Consider the following 16,109-nt stretch of genomic DNA (forward strand, 5'->3'; position numbering starts at 1 on the left):
TGCTCGCCACCACGAGCTGGGCCCGATCGCGCTGGCGCTGGTGAAGCGCAACGTCGACCTGGCCGCCGAGCTCGTCGCCGACGGCATGCCGGCCGGCCAGGAGGTCGTGGTCGACCCGGAGGTCGGGCTGCACGTGCGGCCATTTCGCGGCGATTGAGGTGAACGCGTTTTCGGATCGCCGATCGACGGAGAACCCGGCGCCGCTCAGGGCCGGCGGTACTGCACGTGGGTGTCCACGGCCGCGTGTGTGAACCCCAGCCCGCCGTACACCCGCACCGCGGGAGTGTTGTCCGACTCGACGTAGAGCTCGACCTCGGCGACGCCGAGACCGGCGAGGTGGTGCAGACCGGCCAGGGTCAGGACCTTGCCCAGCCCCTTGCCCTGGGCCGACGGGTCGATGGCGACGACGTAGACCTCTCCCACGGAGCCGTGCTGCTTGGTCCAGTGGAAGCCGAGCAGCCGGTCGCCGCCGTCCGCCACCAGCAGCCCGGCGGGGTCGAACCAGTCCTCGGCCATCCTGGCGGCCAGGTCGTCGGCGTCCATCGCGCCCTGCTCCGGGTGGTGCGCGAATGCTGCGGCGTTGACCCGCAGGACCTCGTCCCGGTCGTCGTCGCGGTAGCCGCGGACGCTCACGCCGTCGGGTACGACGAGGGCGGGCAGCGGCTCGGTGCCCGGCCGGCGCATCACCCAGAGCTCGCGGGCCCGGCGCAGCCCGTGCCGCCGCGCCAGCGCGGCCGCCGCCGGATGGTCGTTGTGGGACCACGCGGTCACCGGGCCGTCGCCGGCCAGTGCCACGCCGGCCAGCTCGCGGCCCAGCCCGCGGCCGCGCGCGCCGGGCGCCACGGCCAGGTCGACCGACCCGGCGTGCGCGAGCGCGAACCCGTCACGGTCGGCCAGCCAGAGCGCGCTGTCGGTCAGGCCGTGGTGCTTGACCCGCAACCGCGCCGCCTCGTCGAGCGGGTCCTGCTCACCGGCCGCACGCAGCGCCGCGCGTACGTCCGCCAGCACCTCGCGCCACGAGTCGCCGGCGCTGTCGTCGACCCGGGTCACCACGGTGGTGAGACTAGGACGTCCTAGGACGTCTCGGCGGGAGCGGCCGCCGAGGCCTCCTTGGCGTCCTTCTCCTTGGTCGGCACGACGAACCGGTAGCCGACGTTGCGGACCGTGCCGATCAGGGTCTCGTTGTCCGGGCCCAGCTTGGCGCGGAGCCGCCGGACGTGGACGTCGACGGTGCGGGTGCCGCCGAAGTAGTCGTAGCCCCACACCTCCTGGAGCAGCTGCTGCCGGCTGAACACCCGGCCCGGGTGCTGGGCCAGGAACTTCAGCAGCTCGAACTCCTTGAAGGTCAGGTCGAGGGGGCGCTTGCCGACCTTGGCGGTGTACGTCGCGTCGTCGACGACGACCTCGCCGGAGCGGATCACGTGGGCCTCCGGGTCGGCCGCCTCCAACCTGGCCGCCAGCCGCCCGATGGCCAGCTTGATCCTGGCCTCGAGCTCGGCCGGACCGCAGGTGTGCAGGACGACGTCGTCCATGCCCCAGTCGTGGCTGACGACGGCGAGGCCGCCCTCGGTGACGACGAGCAGGACCGGCACCTCGGTCCCGGTGGTGCGGATCAGCCGGCACAGGTCGCGAGCCTGGGCGAGGTCCTGGCGACCGTCGACGAGCAGGAGGTCGGAGTCGGGTGCCTCCAGCAACGCGCCGCCCACGGCGGGCAGGATCCGCACCTGGTGGCTGAGCAGGGCGAGCCCGGGCAGCACCTCGGCGGAGGGCTGGAGCGCGTTGGTGAGCAGCAGCAGGGTGGCCACAGGGGGTCCCCTCATACTCGGGTCATACTCGGGTCGGACCGAGGCACGGCGGTGGGCTCCGGTTTGACGGTCAAGAATAGGGAATCCCGCCGACACCTTGAAGGATCACCCAACGTGGCTGAGACGAAGGTCATCCGGGTCCGTTACTGGGCCGCCGCCAAGGCGGCCGCCGGGACCGACTCCGACGACGTGCCGGTGGCCGGGCCGACCACGCTGGCCGACCTCCGTGCCGCGGCGGTCGCGCTCCACCCGGGGACCCGGCTGGCCGAGGTGCTCGCGGCCTGCTCCACGCTCGTCGGCGACCGGCCGGTCGGCAGGGCCGACCCTGCGTCGGTGGTCATCGAGGCTGGGTCGTCGGTGGAGTTCCTGCCCCCGTTCGCGGGCGGCTGAGGAACATCCGCGGGCACATGACGTTGGAGCAGACATGACCACGGGGATCGTCGTGCTGGCCGTCGCGGTCGTGCTCGCGCTCGGGTTCGGGCTGTGGCGCGCTGCGAACGACGGGCGGTTCACCGGCACCCACCGCGTCCGCGGCGTCTCGGACGCCGACGCCGGACCGGGCCCGGCATCGGTGCTGGCCGGCACGGCGTACGACGGCGAGCTGGGCGAGAGGGCGACGTTGCTGCAGTTCTCCAGTGCGTTCTGCGCACCCTGCCGAGCCACCCGACGGGTGCTCGAGGACGTCGCGCGGATCGTGCCCGGCGTCCAGCACGTCGAGGTCGACGCCGAGCACCACCTCGACCTGGTCCGCCGCCTGGGCATCGTGCGTACCCCGACCACCCTCGTCCTCGACCCCGACGGCCGCGAGGTCAGCCGCGCCTCCGGTGCCCCCACCAAGCAGGCGGTGATCGCCAGCCTCGACCCGCTCGCCTGAGCGATAGTCCCAGACCTTTCTCACCGGCCGGGAGCGGCACCGATGTCGGGAAGGTCTGGGACTATCCCGCCGGGCAGCCCGTCAGGCCTGCAGCAGCCGGGTCATCTGCTCGATGTCCGCGTCCACCATCAGCTCGGCGAGCTGGTCCGCGTCGGTCTCGGCCTTCCAGCCGAGCACCTCGCGGGCCTTCGACGCGTCGCCGATCAGGGCATCGACCTCGGTGGGCCGCTCGTAGTGCTCGTCGTAGGTGACGTACTGCTCCCAGTCGAGCCCGGCGTGCGCGAACGCGGCCTGCACGAACTGCCGCACGCTGCGGCCCTGGCCGGTGGCCAGCACGTAGTCGTCCGGCTCGTCGTGCTGGAGCATCCGCCACATGCCCTCGACGTACTCCGGGGCGTAGCCCCAGTCGCGCACCGCATCGAGGTTGCCGAGGTGCAGCGAGTCGCGCGCGCCGAGCACGATCGCGGCGACACCCAGGGTGACCTTGCGGGTCAGGAAGCTCTCGCCGCGGCGCGGCGACTCGTGGTTGAACAGGATCCCCGAGACCGCGAACAGGTCGTAGGCCTCCCGGTAGTTGACCGTCACCCAGTGCGCGTAGAGCTTGGCTGCGCCGTACGGCGACCGCGGGTGGAACGGGGTGCGCTCGTCCTGCGGCGGCGGGCTGGCCCCGAACATCTCCGAGGTCGAGGCCTGGTAGTACCGGCAGTCGATGCCGGCGGCCCGGATCGCCTCGAGCAGCCGCAGCGCGCCGGTGCCGTCGGTGGACGCGGTGTACTCCGGCATCTCGAAGGAGACCTTGACGTGGCTCTGCGCGCCCAGGTTGTAGACCTCGTGCGGCTCGATCTCGTGGATCAGGTTGACCAGGCTGACGCCGTCGGTGAGGTCGCCGTAGTGCAGGTGCAGGTCGGGGGAGTCGACGTGGTCGATCCGGCCCCGGTTGATGGTGGACGAGCGCCGGACCAGGCCGTGCACCTCATAGCCCTTGCCGAGCAGCAGCTCGGTCAGGTACGACCCGTCCTGACCGGTGATGCCGGTGATGAAGGCGCGCCTCATGGGCGCCGATTATCCCCGGGGCCGTGGTCGCCGAGTGCAGGCGTCCACTCCCATGCCAGGTGTCCTCGCCGGGCGGTCTGGGCCACGAGGGAGCGAACGTCTCAAATCGTGGAATACCCGTCCACTTCTTGGGATTCGGGCTGGGTAGGTCCGTGCCACCGCCATACTCTCGAACCGTGTCCACGACATTGCTGACCAAGCGGCGCGCAGTCGACCACTGCCGCGTCCGCTCGTCGCTCTGTCGTCTCTCCTGACGCCGCTGCCCTTTCCAGTCTTAATAGACTGAGTTACTGCAGTAACGTCGTGTGCGGGTGCCGTCCCGCCGTCCCCCACGACCGAGGAGAGCCATGACCACCACAGCACCAGCCCCGACCGGCGTCGCTGTCGGCATCGACCCGCGCGGGCCGCAGCTCACCGCCGCCATCACTGCCGTCGTGCTGGTGGCCGTCCTGCTCCTGCCCAGCCCCTGGGCGGGGGTGCTGGCCGGCATCCAGGCCCTGCTCTTCGCGGTCGGGGCCGCCAGGGGCGTGCAGCACACCCCGCACGCGTGGCTGTTCCGGACCTTCGTGCGCCCGCGGCTCTCGCCGCCGGGTGAGCTCGAGGACCCTGCGCCGCCGCGGTTCGCCCAGACCGTGGGGCTGGCGTTCACGCTCGTGGCGCTCCTCGGCTTCGCCACGGGCGCCACCCTGCTCGGTCAGGTCGCGATCGGCCTCGCGCTGGTTGCCGCCCTGCTCAACGCGGTCTTCGGGCTCTGCCTGGGCTGCGAGCTCTATCTCCTCATCAAGCGGTCCACGACCGCCCACTGACACCGACAGATCCAGAGATCTCCAACAGACAAGGAACCGACCACATGACCCGCGAGAGCTCGCTCGTCTCCGCCCAGTGGGTGGAGGAACACCTGGACGACCCGAAGGTCGTGCTGATCGAGGTGGACGAGGACACCACCGCTTACGACAAGGGCCACATCAAGGGCGCCATCAAGCTCGACTGGACCACCGACCTCCAGGACCAGGTACGTCGCGACTTCGTGAGCAAGGCCCAGTTCGAGGCGCTCCTCTCCGGCCGCGGCGTCGCCAACGACGACACGGTGGTGCTCTACGGCGGCAACAACAATTGGTTCGCGGCCTACGCCTACTGGTACTTCAAGCTCTACGGCCACCAGGACGTCAAGCTGCTCGACGGCGGCCGGAAGAAGTGGGAGCTCGACTCCCGCGAGCTCACCGACGAGCTCCCGAGCCGCGAGCACACGTCGTACACCGCGCAGGAGCAGGACACCTCCATCCGCGCGTTCCGCGACGAGGTCGTCGCCGCCATCGGCGCCCAGAACCTCGTCGACGTCCGCAGCCCCGACGAGTACGCCGGACGGCTGCTCGCCCCGGCCCACCTCCCGCAGGAGCAGGCGCAGCGCGCGGGCCACATCCCCACCGCCGCCAACGTGCCGTGGAGCAAGGCCGCCAACGACGACGGCACCTTCAAGTCCGACGACGAGCTCCGCGAGCTCTACACCGAGGCCGGCGTGGACTGGGACAAGGACACCATCGCCTACTGCCGCATCGGCGAGCGCTCCTCGCACACGTGGTTCGTGCTCAAGGAGCTGCTCGGCCAGGACAACGTCAAGAACTACGACGGCTCCTGGACCGAGTACGGCTCGCTCGTCGGCGTCCCGGTCGTCCTGGGTGACGAGGCGGGGGAAGCCTGATGTGCGGGGCGACCAAGGGTGGGCTCTCGCTCGACGGCGTGAACGTCGCCAAGGAGGCGGTGATCCAGGGCCAGGTGACCAGGGGCGACCAGCCCGTGGGCAACGCCTACGTCCGGCTGCTCGACCGCACCGGCGAGTTCACCGCCGAGGTCCCGACCTCGGCCACCGGCCACTTCCGGTTCTTCGCCGGCGAGGGTGACTGGACGCTGCGCACGCTGGCGCCCCAGTCCGAGCCCGTGGACAGCGCCGTGCACGCCCAGGTCGGCTCGGTCGCCGAGGTGACCGTCGCCATCTGAGCCCGTCGCGGCATCGAGCGCCCCTTCCGCCCGGAAGGGGCGCTCGTGTTGTACGCGGCTGCGTCGTGTCCCGAGGGGGAGACGCGGCCGAAACGGGGTACAACTGCGTGAAGGGCGACAACCCGACAGTTCGCCCGTGGGGGTGAGGCAGTGCCGGAGAAGGGTGGTTACCTTCGCCCCGACATGGCAGAGCAAGGGCGACGCTGGCGGGCCTGGCGCCAGCCCGGTGCATGGTCGCTGACCGGCTACGTCGCGCCTGCCCGCAGCCGTCCGGGCTCGTCCGGACCGCTCCGCGTGGTCCTCGTCGACGACTCGGCGGACGTCCGGACCCTGATCCGGACCAAGCTGCGGCTGTCCGGCAAGGCGGTCGTCGAGGGAGAGGGCGCCGACGGAGCCGACGCCATCGACCTGGCCCGACGGCTCCAGCCCGACGCGATGCTGCTCGACGTGTCGATGCCGGGGGTGGACGGCCTGTCCGCGCTGCCCCGGATCATCGAGGCGTCGCCGGAGACGCGGATCGTGATGTTCAGCGGGTTCGACGAGGAGCCGCTGGCCTTGCGCGCCCTCGAGCTCGGTGCCACCTCCTACCTCACCAAGACCTCCTCTCTCGACGCCGTCGTCAACGAGCTGGTCCACGCGGTGACCGGCGGTGACCCCGACGCCGAGCCCGTCGAGGAGGACGACGCGGAGGGCCGCGACCAGCTCGACGAGCAGGTCGAGCGGTTCCAGAGCGTCTTCGAGGACGCCGCGATCGGCATGGCCACCATGACCCTGCACGGCACGATCGTTCGGGCCAACGACTCGCTGTGCCGGATCCTCCGCGTTGGTGCCGCCGATCTCCTCGGCTCGTCGTACGGCGAGTGCCTGAACGACGACGCCGCCGTCGCGGACGCCATCAAGGCGATCGTCGAGAAGGGCGCGGACGCGGTGACGCTCGAGCACCCCCAGCTCGGCGACACGTCCCTGCGCACCACCCTGACCGTCGTGCGCGACCGGGGCGGCCAGCCGCTCTACCTGTTCGCCCAGTGCCAGGACGTGACCGTCCAGCGCAACATCGAGCTCGAGCTCCGACGGAGCCAGCAGCGGTTCCGGTTGATGGTCGACGTGGTCCGCGACTACGCCATCTTCATGCTGGACACCGAGGGGCGGGTCTCCAGCTGGAACCTCGGCGCCCAGCGGACCAAGGGCTGGACCGCCGACGAGATCATCGGTCACCACTTCCGGGTCTTCTACCCGCGCGAGCAGCAGGCCGCCCACCACCCCGAGCACGAGCTCGAGATCGCGGAGCGCGAAGGCGTCTACCAGGAGGAGGGGTGGCGGGTCCGCAAGGACGGCAGCCGCTTCTGGGCCCACGTCACGATCACCAAGGTCCTCGACGAGGAGGGCCAGCACATCGGCTTCGCCAAGGTCACGCGCGACCACACCGAGCGGATGCAGATGCTTGAGCAGCAGGGGCAGTACGCCAACCAGCTCGCCGAGGCGAACGCCCGGCTCGAGGAGGCCAACGCCGAGCTGGCCGTGGCCGCGGAGGAGCAGGCCCGGTTCCTCGCCGTCACCGCCCACGAGCTGCGCTCCCCCATCGGCGTGGTGAGCATGTCGGGGAAGATGCTCGCGGAGAACTGGGACCGGCTCGATGCCACCGAGCGCGAGGAGCTGCTGTCCAGCATGCAGAGCAGTGCCGCCCAGCTGCAGCGGCTGCTCGGGGACCTGCTCACCACCGCCCGGTTGCAGGCCTCCAGCCTCGAGCTCGACGTGAAGGAGCACGACGTCACCGAGGTGCTCGCCCCGATGCTCCAGCGGCTGAGGCTGGCCCACCCCGAGTCGACCATCGAGCCGGCGCTCCCCGACGGTCTGCGGGCCATGGCCGACTCCAACCGGCTCGGACAGATCCTCGACAACCTGGTGGCCAACGCGGTCGCACACGGCCGCAACCCGATCCGGGTGGCCGCGAGGGAGGACGGGGAGCACGTGCTGCTGCTCGTGAGCGACGCGGGCGACGGTGTCCCCGCCGAGCTCCGGGACCGCCTCTTCGAGCGGTTCGCCACCGGCGGTGGCGAGCGGGGCACCGGACTCGGGCTGCACATCGTCCGCGAGCTCGCGCGGGCCCAAGGCGGAGACGCGACGTACGTCGCAGGCGACAATGCGTTCGTGGTCAGTCTCCGTCGAGCCGCCACCGCGTCGTGAGCGTCCGCGTCCTCCTGGTCGATGACGCGGTGGACGTGCGTCGCGTGGTGCGCATCGCGCTGCGTCACCACGGTGGCTACGACGTGGTCGGCGAGGCCGGCGCCGGGCGCGAGGCCATCGACCTCGCGACCGAGCTGCGCCCCGACGTCGTACTGCTCGACCTCGGGCTCCCCGACCTCGCCGGCCGCGAGGTGCTGACGCGACTGCGCGAGAGCGCGCCTTCGGCCAAGGTCGTCGTCTTCACCGGGATGGAGAGGGAGGACCGGGCCTGGTTCGAGGAGCACGCCGCCGGGTTCGTCCTCAAGAGCGACGACCTCGACTACCTCGTCGCCCTCCTCGACGACGTCGGCCGCGCCGCGGCGCGGCAGGAGGCGGCGCGCTTCGACCCGGTGTCGAGCAGCGTGCCCGAGGCTCGGGCGTTCGTCCGCGGGCTGCTCCGGGACTGGGGCGCCACCCATATGTTCGACGAGGCGTCCCTGATCGTCACCGAGCTCGCCGCCAACGCGGTGCTGCACGCCGAGTCGCCGTACGAGGTGCGGATCACCCACGCGGACGGCGTGCTGCGCATCGAGGTCACGGACGGGGACCCCGGGACGCCGGAGCCCCAGCCGTTCAGCGCCGTGTCCGAGACCGGCCGCGGCATCGTCCTGGTCGCCGCCGTGTCGGCGTCGTGGGGCATCGACGCGCGCCCCGACGGCAAGGTGACCTGGGCCGAGCTGCGCCCCTAGGCACGGTCGTGAGCCGTCTGCGATGGGCTCACGGCGTCTCGAGCAGCACCGTGATCGGTCCGTCGTTCTCCGAGACGACGCGCATGTCCGCTCCGAACACCCCGCGCTCGACGTGGGCACCGAGCCGCTCGAGCTCGGCGCAGACCGCTTCGTAGACCGGCTCCGACACCGAACCCGGTGCCGCGGCCTGCCACGTCGGACGGCGGCCCTTGCGCGCGTCGCCGTACAGTGTGAACTGGCTGACGACCAGGATCGGCGCACCCACGTCGGACGCCGACTGCTCATCACGCAGCAGCCGCAGCTCCCACAGCTTGCGGGCCAGCCAGGCCACCTCCTTGTCGCCGTCGCTGTGGGTCACGCCGACGTAGGCGAGGAGCCCCGGTCCGTCGATCGCGCCCACCACCTCGCCGTCCACCGTCACGCTCGCCGACAGCACCCGCTGGACCACCGCTCGCACGGCGTACAGCCTGTCACCGGCCGCTCATACCCGGTGCCGCGGCGCGGACGTAGGGTTCCTGCATGCCCGACGCCGACGACCACCCGATCGCCTACACGGCGCTCCAGCCGGGCACGCCGGTGCAGACGAGCGATGGAGTCTCCTTCGGCACGGTCGAGGTCGTGCTCGTCGACGAGAAGGTCTCGGTGTTCGACGGCATCATCGTGCAGACACCAGAGGGCAGACGGTTCGTCGACGCCGATCAGGTCGGCTCGATCTACACCACCTATGTCTGCACGACCCTCACCGCAGAGCAGGCCGAGAGCCTTCCGCCTCCCGACCAGTCGACCCTGGTCGAGATCAAGCCGCCGAGGTCGCTGGGCGAGCGGTTGGGTCGGATGTTCGGCCGGCGCCGGCGGTAGCGCTCGCCAGCCTCGAAGCCTGGTGAGCCCGGTGCTGGGGACTCGCCCAGAGGTGCCTTCGCTGCGGAGGCTTCGAGGCTCCTTCGAGGCTCGCACGCTCGCACCTCAGTACGAGCGCCCGTGAGCGGCCTCGCACCTCAGCCCGCCGTGGGCCAGCAGTTGCCTACGCTGCGGAGGTCTCGACAGGCTCGACCAGCGGCGGGCCACCACGGTGGCTGAGGATTCGTCGCGGGAATGCCCTTGATCCTGCCGACCAGCGGGCGCATGCTCGACTGAGGAGGTCGCCATGAGCTCATCGGCTGTCCCGGACGGCGTACCGGTCCTTTCCCGAGGGCGGCACCGCTCGCCTCGACGGGGTGCGTGCTTCATGGAGTTCGCCTCGTTCCTGGCGGGCGAGAAGTGGAGTGACCATCCCTCGTGCACCCACCCGTTGCTGGCCCAGCTGGCGCGGCGGGTCAACGACCTGATCAGCGACGAGGGCCGCCAGCAGCTCGTGCCGCTGATCCCGTCGGTGGTGGGCCGTGATGGCGACGACCGCACCTGGCTCACGCTTCCTGTCGCCGTCGCCGGAGCGCAGATCCTCGACGTACCCGAGGGGACCCAGCGCGTCCTTGCCGCCGGGCTGCTGAGCGCCGAGCGGCTCTGCCTCGCGGCAGGGCCCGAGCGGTCGGCGACCGCGCGCGACGCCCGGGCCGCGCTCGACCTGGTGCCCGGCGCCGTCAGGTGGGTTGCACGACTCGGGCCGCCGGCGCGGATCTCCCCCAAGACCTTCGCCAACCGCTGCGCCCCGACGATGATCCGGTGCGCGGTCGACGGCGTGGTCGTGAGCGGCGGACCCCAGGTCGACGCCCGGCTGCGGGCGCTGCTGGAGACGGCCATCGCTGCCTGCCCGGCTCCGGAGCCGGTCCGCGCGGTACTGGAGGTCGCGCGTCCGGCGTAGTCACTGATCGGATGGCGACGCGGGTCGGACGTCCCGCTCGTACCAGCTGCCCTGCTTGCCGCCGATGTCGGACGGGTCGGCCGGCCCGGCCTGGGTGAAGCCGGCGTTGAGCAGGACCCGCTGCGACGCGACGTTGTCCTGGGACGTGGCGGCGCGGATGGTCCTGACCCCGTGTCGCGAGCCGGCGAGCTCGCACAGGTCCCGCACGGTCGCGGTCGCCACCCCGCGGCCGGTGACCCGCTGCGCCACGCGGTAGCCCAGCGTCGCGATGCCGTCCCCCTCGAACAGCAGGTTGAACCGGCCCAGCACCGACCCGTCCTCGTCGACGAGCACGTGGAACGCCGCGAGGTCGGCCTCCTGTTCGGCCAGCAGGGCGTGGTACCTCTCGGCGAAGTGCTCGAAGTAGTCGTCGCCGCGGTCGAAGATCATGGACGCGAAGTAGGCGCGGTTGTCCGACTCGAAGTCGAGGACCGCCGGCGCATGATCGGCGCGCAGCCGCTGCAGCTCGGGCACCCGGTCGAGGCTAGTACGGGGCGGCGTACCCGCCCTTGGGGTCGAGGTGCACACTTGCGCACGGCTCGTACCTCGTCCGCCGGTCGACCGACAGGAGCTCTCATGCGCCGCCTCACCACCGCACTCGCCGTCGCCGCCCTCGCGGCGACCGGCGCCTTGGCCACCACCTCGGCGACGGCCGCGCCGGCCCCGGCCGGTTCCGAGAGCCGCGGCCACCACGCCAAGGTCGCGTCGTACGTCGCCCTGGGCGACAGCTACTCCGCGACCGGAATCGCGCCGCTCGACCCGGGCCCGGCGGGCTCCGAGTGCGGGCGGTCCGACGCGACGTACTCCCACCTCATCGCCGCCGAGCTGCATGTGAAGTCCTTCCGCGACGCCGCGTGCGGCGGGGCCGACACCACCGACTTCTTCCACTCCCAGCACCCCGACATCCCCGCGCAGCTCAAGGCGCTCCGGCCGAGCACGCAGCTGGTCACGATGACGATCGGCGGCAACGACGGCAACGTCTTCGGCGGCCTGGTCACCTCCTGCGCGATCGCGTCCGCCGCGGAGCGGCAGACCACCGGCTCGATCAACGGCGCGCCCTGCAAGGCGACCTACCACGGCTCGTGGCGCAAGCAGATCCGCCAGCAGACCTATCCCAGCGTCCTGCGCGCCCTGCGCGCGGTGCGCCACCGCTCGCCCGAGGCGACCGTGGCGATCCTCGGCTACCCGCAGATCCTGCCCGCGACCGGCGTGCCCGCGTGCTACGCCAGCATCCCGATCTCGATGGGCGACGTCCCCTACCTCGACCGCACCCAGCGCACCCTCAACCACGTCATCGAGCGGGCCGCCAAGAAGGCGGGCGTGGTCTTCGTCGACATGGCCAAGGCCTCCGTCGGCCACGACGCCTGCCAGCCGATCGGCACCCGCTGGATCGAGCCGCTGATCGGCAACGTGTCCACCGGCCTGCACCCCAACGTGATCGGCCACGAGGCGATGGCTGCCAAGGCGCTCAAGCGGCTCGGTCTCTGACCTCTCGCACTCGAACGGTCGCATCGGCTCCAGGAGCTCGGGGAACCGGACGAGCTCCGAGCGTGAGGCGATGCCGAGCTTCGTGAACACGTTGCGCAGGTGGTAGTCGACGGTGCGTGGGCCGCGGCGGGGGTTCCGCCGCTGCCAGGGGGCGGTCGTCAAGAGCCCGTCTGCCCTATGTACGGCCGCTCGACCCGCGCGTATTCAGGAGTCAACGGGCTCGACCGGCGCTCCCCGCGCGGTCCACACCCGACGGCACTCGGAGACGTTCATGACCGACACCATCGACCTGAGCAGCGCGGCCGGCGAGCAGCCGGGCGTCCCATCGAAGCCCCCACCGGTCGCGCTTCGTACGTACACCGCGATCCGGGTGGGCGTGGTCGCGGTGATCCTCGCCCTCGGCTTCGCGGTGTGGCGGGAGATTGCGACCTCGCCCGACCACTGCGTGCAGCGCTCGCTGAGCGCGTACTACTACACGCCAGTCAGGCCTGTGTTCGTCGGCGCCCTGCTGGCCATCGGGTTCGCCATGATCGTGATGTGGGGAATGACGTGGAGGGAGGACGCGGCTCTGAACCTGGCCGGGCTGCTCCTGATGGTCGTCGCCCTCGTTCCGACGCTGGACGCGAACTACTGCAGCCTTCCGAAAGCCATCCGGAAGACTGTGCCGGACACGGAGACGAAGGAAATCGCTGACAACGCCCTGATCAAGGCGAACGCCGAGGCCGTCAGCAGGAGCTTCACCGCTCTGCTCTTCGTCGTCGCTCTGATCCTGTTGCTCACCGCGGTTGCCGGTGTCGTGATGATGAGTCGGCCCTCGTCGACAATCCACGGGCCGACCAACGCGGCCCTGATCGGCTACGCGGTCACCTGGGGGCTGGCCGCGGCAGCATGGGTCTTCTACTTCGTGATCTATCAGGACGCCGACAACCCTCACAGTGCCTTCAACCACAAGGTGCACAGCTGGTCGGCGAACTTGGCGGTCGCCTTCATCATCCTGGCCGTAGTGTTCGCGGCGCTTCACAAGGCCCACGGCAACGAGCCGGCCAGGACCAAGTGGGTGTGGTTCTACGGACTCGTCGCGGCGACCATGGTGCTGGCCGCGGTCGTGATCAAGGGCGGTGACCACCTCGACCTGTTCTCCGGCTGGGTCGACGATCACGCCACGTTCTTGCTGGAGGCGATCCTCATCGCCCTTCTCGGAGTCTTCTGGACCCTCCAGACGATCGATCGACGCGCCAAGGGCGCTCCCAGGTACTGAGTGGTTGCCTCGAAAGGGTTCGGTCCATGAGCGAAGCACTGATCACCGCGGCCATCGCGACTGTAGGAATCGTTGTCGGTTGGTTCGTCATCGGCACCCAGCGAGTGACCGAAGAGCTGACCAAGGACCGTCGAACGGCCTACGCCGCGGTTCTCGCGGAAGCCGAGGAGATCGTTGCGGAGCGCGCGGTCAGCCACACAGCGTTCGAGCAAGCGGTCAGGAAAGCGGAGTTCTTGTGTTCAGAACGGATGTACGAAGCCCGATGCTTGCCCGGACTCCTCAACGGTGTGGGCGGAGATGACTGGAAGCAAGCGGTGAACGAGTTCCGCGACCTGGCTCGGTTCGAGAGTCATAGGAACTCGTGGACGCGCCGCTTGCTACGGCGGCGCCGGTACCGCGATCTCTCGAGCTTCACCAGCGTCCTGGCGCCGGGCAGCAGCCAACCCGACGAACCGCCTCGAGCCCGAACGCGCTGATCCTGTCCGCACCCACTCAGCAGTCTTCGGCCGTACCGGTGCCACGACGACCAGTACGTTGTGCCCGTGACCGCCGATTCCGGGACCGAGCTGCCCGAGCGGGCCCGCGTCGTCGTCATCGGGGGCGGCGTCATCGGCTGCTCGGTCGCCTACCACCTCGCCCACGCGGGCTGGACCGACGTGGTCGTGCTCGAGCGTGACCGCCTCACCTCGGGCACCACGTGGCACGCCGCGGGGCTGATGACCTGCTTCGGGTCGACGTCGGAGACCTCGACCGCGATCCGGCTCTACTCGCGCGAGCTCTATGCGCGGCTCGAGGAGGAGACCGGGCAAGCCACCGGCTTCAAGCCGGTGGGGCTGATCGAGGCGGCCGCCGACGAGGCTCGCCTGGAGGAGTACCGGCGGGTCGCGGCGTTCCAGCGCCTCCTCGGGCTCGAGGTCGAGGAGATCTCGCCGCGCGAGATGGCCGACCTCTTCCCCTGGGCGAGGACCGACGACCTGCTCGCCGGTTTCCACGTGCCCGGCGACGGCCGGGTCAACCCCGTCGACCTCACGACCGCCCTCGCGAAGGGCGCCCGGCAGCTCGGCGTACGGATCGTCGAGGGCGTCTCGGTCGAGGACGTGCTCACCGACCGCGGGGCTGTGACCGGCGTAGGCGTCGGCGCCGGTGAGCCCGGCGAGACGGTCGGCATCGAGGCGGAGTACGTCGTCAACTGCGCGGGCATGTGGGCCCGCGAGCTGGGGGCGCGGAACGGGCTGGTGATCCCCAACCAGGCGGCCGAGCACTACTACCTAATCACCGACACGATCGAGGGGCTCGACCCCGGCGCCCCCGTCTTCGAGGACCCCGCCTCCTACGGCTACTACCGCGAGGAGGGCGGCGGGATGATGGTCGGCCTCTTCGAGCCCACCGCGGCGCCGTGGAAGGTCGAGGGCATCCCGCGCGACTTCTCCTTCGGCACGATTCCGCCCGACTGGGACCGGATGGGGCCGTTCCTCGAGAAGGCGATGGCCCGCGTGCCGATCACGCTCGAGGTCGGCCTGCGCACCTTCTTCTGTGGTCCGGAGTCGTTCACCCCCGACCTCGCGCCCGCCGTCGGCGAGGCGCCCGGGATCCGCAACTACTTCGTCGCCGCAGGCATGAACTCCGTCGGCGTCCTGTCCGCGGGCGGCCTCGGCCGGGTGCTCGCGCACTGGATCACCACCGGCCGGCCCGACGTCGACGTCACCGGCTTCAACGTCGACCGGTTCCGTCCGTGGCAGGCCGACGACGACTACCGAGCCGACCGCACCACCGAGATCCTCGGCACGGTGTACGCCGCTCACACCCCGGGCAAGCAGCTGCGGACCGCCCGCCACCGGCTGCTGTCGCCGGTCCACGACCGGCTGGTCGAGCAGGGCGGCTACCTGCGCGAGGTGTCGGGCTGGGAGGGCGCCGACTGGTTCGCCGGTCCCGGCGTGACGCCGACCGCCGAGCCCACGTGGGGTCGCGCGCCCTGGTTCGAGCAGTGGGAGGACGAGCACCGCACCGTGCGCGAGGGCGTCGGGCTGATGGACATGAGCTTCATGGCCAAGTTCCGCGTGCAGGGCGCGGACGCCGGCCAGGTGCTCGACCGCGTCTCGGCGGGAGCCGTGGACGAGAAGGCGGAGACGATCACCTACACCCAGTGGCTCGACGAGGACGGCCGCATCGAGGCGGACCTGACGGTCACCAAGCTGGGCGAGAACGACTTCTTCGTGGTCGCCTCCGACACCGCGCACGGCCACGCGCTGGCGTGGCTGGCCCGCCACGGCCGGGGCGCGGACTTCATCGTCACCGACGTCACCGCGGACTACGGCCAGCTCAACGTCCAGGGGCCACGGTCCCGCGACGTACTGGCCGAGCTGACCGACGCCGACCTCTCGACCGAGGTGTTCCCGTTCCGCACCGCACGGTGGATCGAGCTGGCCGGCGTCGACTTGCTGTGCGTCCGGATCACCTACCTCGGCGAGCTCGGCTACGAGCTCTACGTCCCGGCGGCCGACACCCTGCGCGTGTACGACGCGCTGCAGGACGCCGGGGCGACCCATGGGCTGCGTCCGGTCGGGCTCAAGGCGCTGGCCTCGCTCCGGATGGAGAAGGGCTACCGCGACTTCGGCCACGACATCGACAACACCGACTGTCCACTCGAGGCCGGGCTCGGCTTCGCGCTCGCCCTCGACAAGGCGGGTGGGTTCATCGGCCGCGACGCGGTGCTGGCTCGCAGGGCCGCGAACGCTGCGGCCGGCGGGATGGGCCAGCGGATCGTGCAGCTCCGGGTCCTCGACCCCAAGCCGCTGCTCTACCACGCGGAGGTCCTCCATCGCGACGGTGAGCCGGTCGGCTACGTCCGCGCGGCGTCGTACGGCTGGACGCTCGGTGGCGCGGTCGG

The 16,109-nt window shown here is 71.0% G+C and carries 18 protein-coding genes and 1 pseudogene; 14 read left to right on the forward strand and 5 right to left on the reverse strand.

From position 1 onward, the window contains the following. A pseudogene (locus VFV89_RS09235) lies at positions 1-157 on the forward strand (folate-binding protein); the annotation flags it as partial. A gap of 47 nt (positions 158-204) precedes the next feature. Here VFV89_RS09235 and mshD read toward each other — a convergent pair. Together mshD and VFV89_RS09245 are read right to left on the reverse strand one after the other, a co-directional pair. After that, positions 205-1,053, reverse strand: coding sequence for a mycothiol synthase (gene mshD, locus VFV89_RS09240; RefSeq protein WP_329705637.1), 849 nt, complete (start codon positions 1,051-1,053; stop codon positions 205-207). 20 nt (positions 1,054-1,073) lie between these two features. Further along, positions 1,074-1,805 carry a response regulator transcription factor gene (locus VFV89_RS09245; protein ID WP_329705654.1) on the reverse strand — a complete coding sequence of 244 codons (732 nt, stop codon included), beginning with the start codon at positions 1,803-1,805 and terminating at the stop codon, positions 1,074-1,076. A 114-nt stretch (positions 1,806-1,919) separates the two neighbouring features. Here VFV89_RS09245 and VFV89_RS09250 point away from each other — a divergent pair, with 114 nt between their 5' ends. Further along, on the forward strand, positions 1,920-2,195 hold the full coding sequence (locus VFV89_RS09250; RefSeq protein WP_329705638.1) for a MoaD/ThiS family protein: 276 nt from the start codon (positions 1,920-1,922) through the stop codon (positions 2,193-2,195). Between the two features lie 34 nt (positions 2,196-2,229). Then, positions 2,230-2,679: a thioredoxin family protein gene (locus VFV89_RS09255; RefSeq protein ID WP_329705639.1), complete on the forward strand. Its 450-nt coding sequence runs from the start codon at positions 2,230-2,232 to the stop codon at positions 2,677-2,679. 81 nt (positions 2,680-2,760) lie between these two features. Here the strand turns inward: VFV89_RS09255 and gmd are convergent, their stop codons facing one another. After that, on the reverse strand, positions 2,761-3,732 hold the full coding sequence (gene gmd / locus VFV89_RS09260; RefSeq protein ID WP_329705640.1) for a GDP-mannose 4,6-dehydratase: 972 nt from the start codon (positions 3,730-3,732) through the stop codon (positions 2,761-2,763). A 347-nt stretch (positions 3,733-4,079) separates the two neighbouring features. Between gmd and VFV89_RS09265 the strand changes: the two genes are divergently transcribed. From VFV89_RS09265 to VFV89_RS09285, 5 genes are all read left to right on the forward strand, one after another. After that, positions 4,080-4,538, forward strand: coding sequence for a DUF4395 domain-containing protein (locus VFV89_RS09265; RefSeq protein WP_329705641.1), 459 nt, complete (start codon positions 4,080-4,082; stop codon positions 4,536-4,538). A 44-nt stretch (positions 4,539-4,582) separates the two neighbouring features. After that, positions 4,583-5,431 (forward strand): sulfurtransferase, encoded by an 849-nt coding sequence (locus VFV89_RS09270; protein ID WP_329705642.1) that lies wholly within the window; start codon positions 4,583-4,585, stop codon positions 5,429-5,431. After that, positions 5,431-5,727, forward strand: a complete 297-nt coding sequence (locus tag VFV89_RS09275) for a DUF1416 domain-containing protein (RefSeq protein ID WP_329705643.1) — start codon at positions 5,431-5,433, stop codon at positions 5,725-5,727. The genes VFV89_RS09270 and VFV89_RS09275 overlap by 1 nt, the downstream gene beginning before the upstream one ends. A gap of 183 nt (positions 5,728-5,910) precedes the next feature. After that, a complete protein-coding gene (locus tag VFV89_RS09280) occupies positions 5,911-7,911 on the forward strand; it encodes a PAS domain S-box protein (protein WP_329705644.1) in 2,001 nt (666 codons plus the stop codon). Then, on the forward strand, positions 7,908-8,639 hold the full coding sequence (locus VFV89_RS09285) for a response regulator (RefSeq protein WP_329705645.1): 732 nt from the start codon (positions 7,908-7,910) through the stop codon (positions 8,637-8,639). The genes VFV89_RS09280 and VFV89_RS09285 overlap by 4 nt, the downstream gene beginning before the upstream one ends. 28 nt (positions 8,640-8,667) lie before the next feature. On the opposite strand, the gene dtd is transcribed toward VFV89_RS09285, so the two are convergent. Further along, a complete protein-coding gene (gene dtd / locus VFV89_RS09290) occupies positions 8,668-9,096 on the reverse strand; it encodes a D-aminoacyl-tRNA deacylase (RefSeq protein ID WP_329705646.1) in 429 nt (142 codons plus the stop codon). 62 nt (positions 9,097-9,158) lie between these two features. Here dtd and VFV89_RS09295 point away from each other — a divergent pair, with 62 nt between their 5' ends. Both VFV89_RS09295 and VFV89_RS09300 read left to right on the forward strand, forming a co-directional pair. Next, positions 9,159-9,497 (forward strand): hypothetical protein, encoded by a 339-nt coding sequence (locus VFV89_RS09295; RefSeq protein WP_329705647.1) that lies wholly within the window; start codon positions 9,159-9,161, stop codon positions 9,495-9,497. Between the two features lie 286 nt (positions 9,498-9,783). Further along, a complete protein-coding gene (locus VFV89_RS09300; protein ID WP_329705648.1) occupies positions 9,784-10,437 on the forward strand; it encodes a hypothetical protein in 654 nt (217 codons plus the stop codon). On the opposite strand, the gene VFV89_RS09305 is transcribed toward VFV89_RS09300, so the two are convergent. Beyond that, entirely contained in the window at positions 10,438-10,950 is a 513-nt protein-coding gene (locus VFV89_RS09305; RefSeq protein ID WP_329705649.1) for a GNAT family N-acetyltransferase, read from the reverse strand. A gap of 102 nt (positions 10,951-11,052) precedes the next feature. On the opposite strand from VFV89_RS09305, the gene VFV89_RS09310 reads away from it, so the two are divergent. From VFV89_RS09310 to VFV89_RS09325, 4 genes are all read left to right on the forward strand, one after another. Next, on the forward strand, positions 11,053-11,964 hold the full coding sequence (locus VFV89_RS09310; protein WP_329705650.1) for an SGNH/GDSL hydrolase family protein: 912 nt from the start codon (positions 11,053-11,055) through the stop codon (positions 11,962-11,964). Between the two features lie 370 nt (positions 11,965-12,334). Further along, positions 12,335-13,222 carry a hypothetical protein gene (locus VFV89_RS09315; protein ID WP_329705651.1) on the forward strand — a complete coding sequence of 296 codons (888 nt, stop codon included), beginning with the start codon at positions 12,335-12,337 and terminating at the stop codon, positions 13,220-13,222. A 26-nt stretch (positions 13,223-13,248) separates the two neighbouring features. Then, complete coding sequence (locus tag VFV89_RS09320) at positions 13,249-13,698, forward strand: hypothetical protein (protein ID WP_329705652.1); 450 nt, start codon at positions 13,249-13,251, stop codon at positions 13,696-13,698. A gap of 66 nt (positions 13,699-13,764) precedes the next feature. Continuing rightward, on the forward strand, positions 13,765-16,109 hold a 2,345-nt coding region (locus VFV89_RS09325; protein WP_329705653.1), incomplete at its 3' end, for an FAD-dependent oxidoreductase.

Source organism: Nocardioides sp., from assembly GCF_036274455.1.
Taxonomy (GTDB): domain Bacteria; phylum Actinomycetota; class Actinomycetes; order Propionibacteriales; family Nocardioidaceae; genus Nocardioides.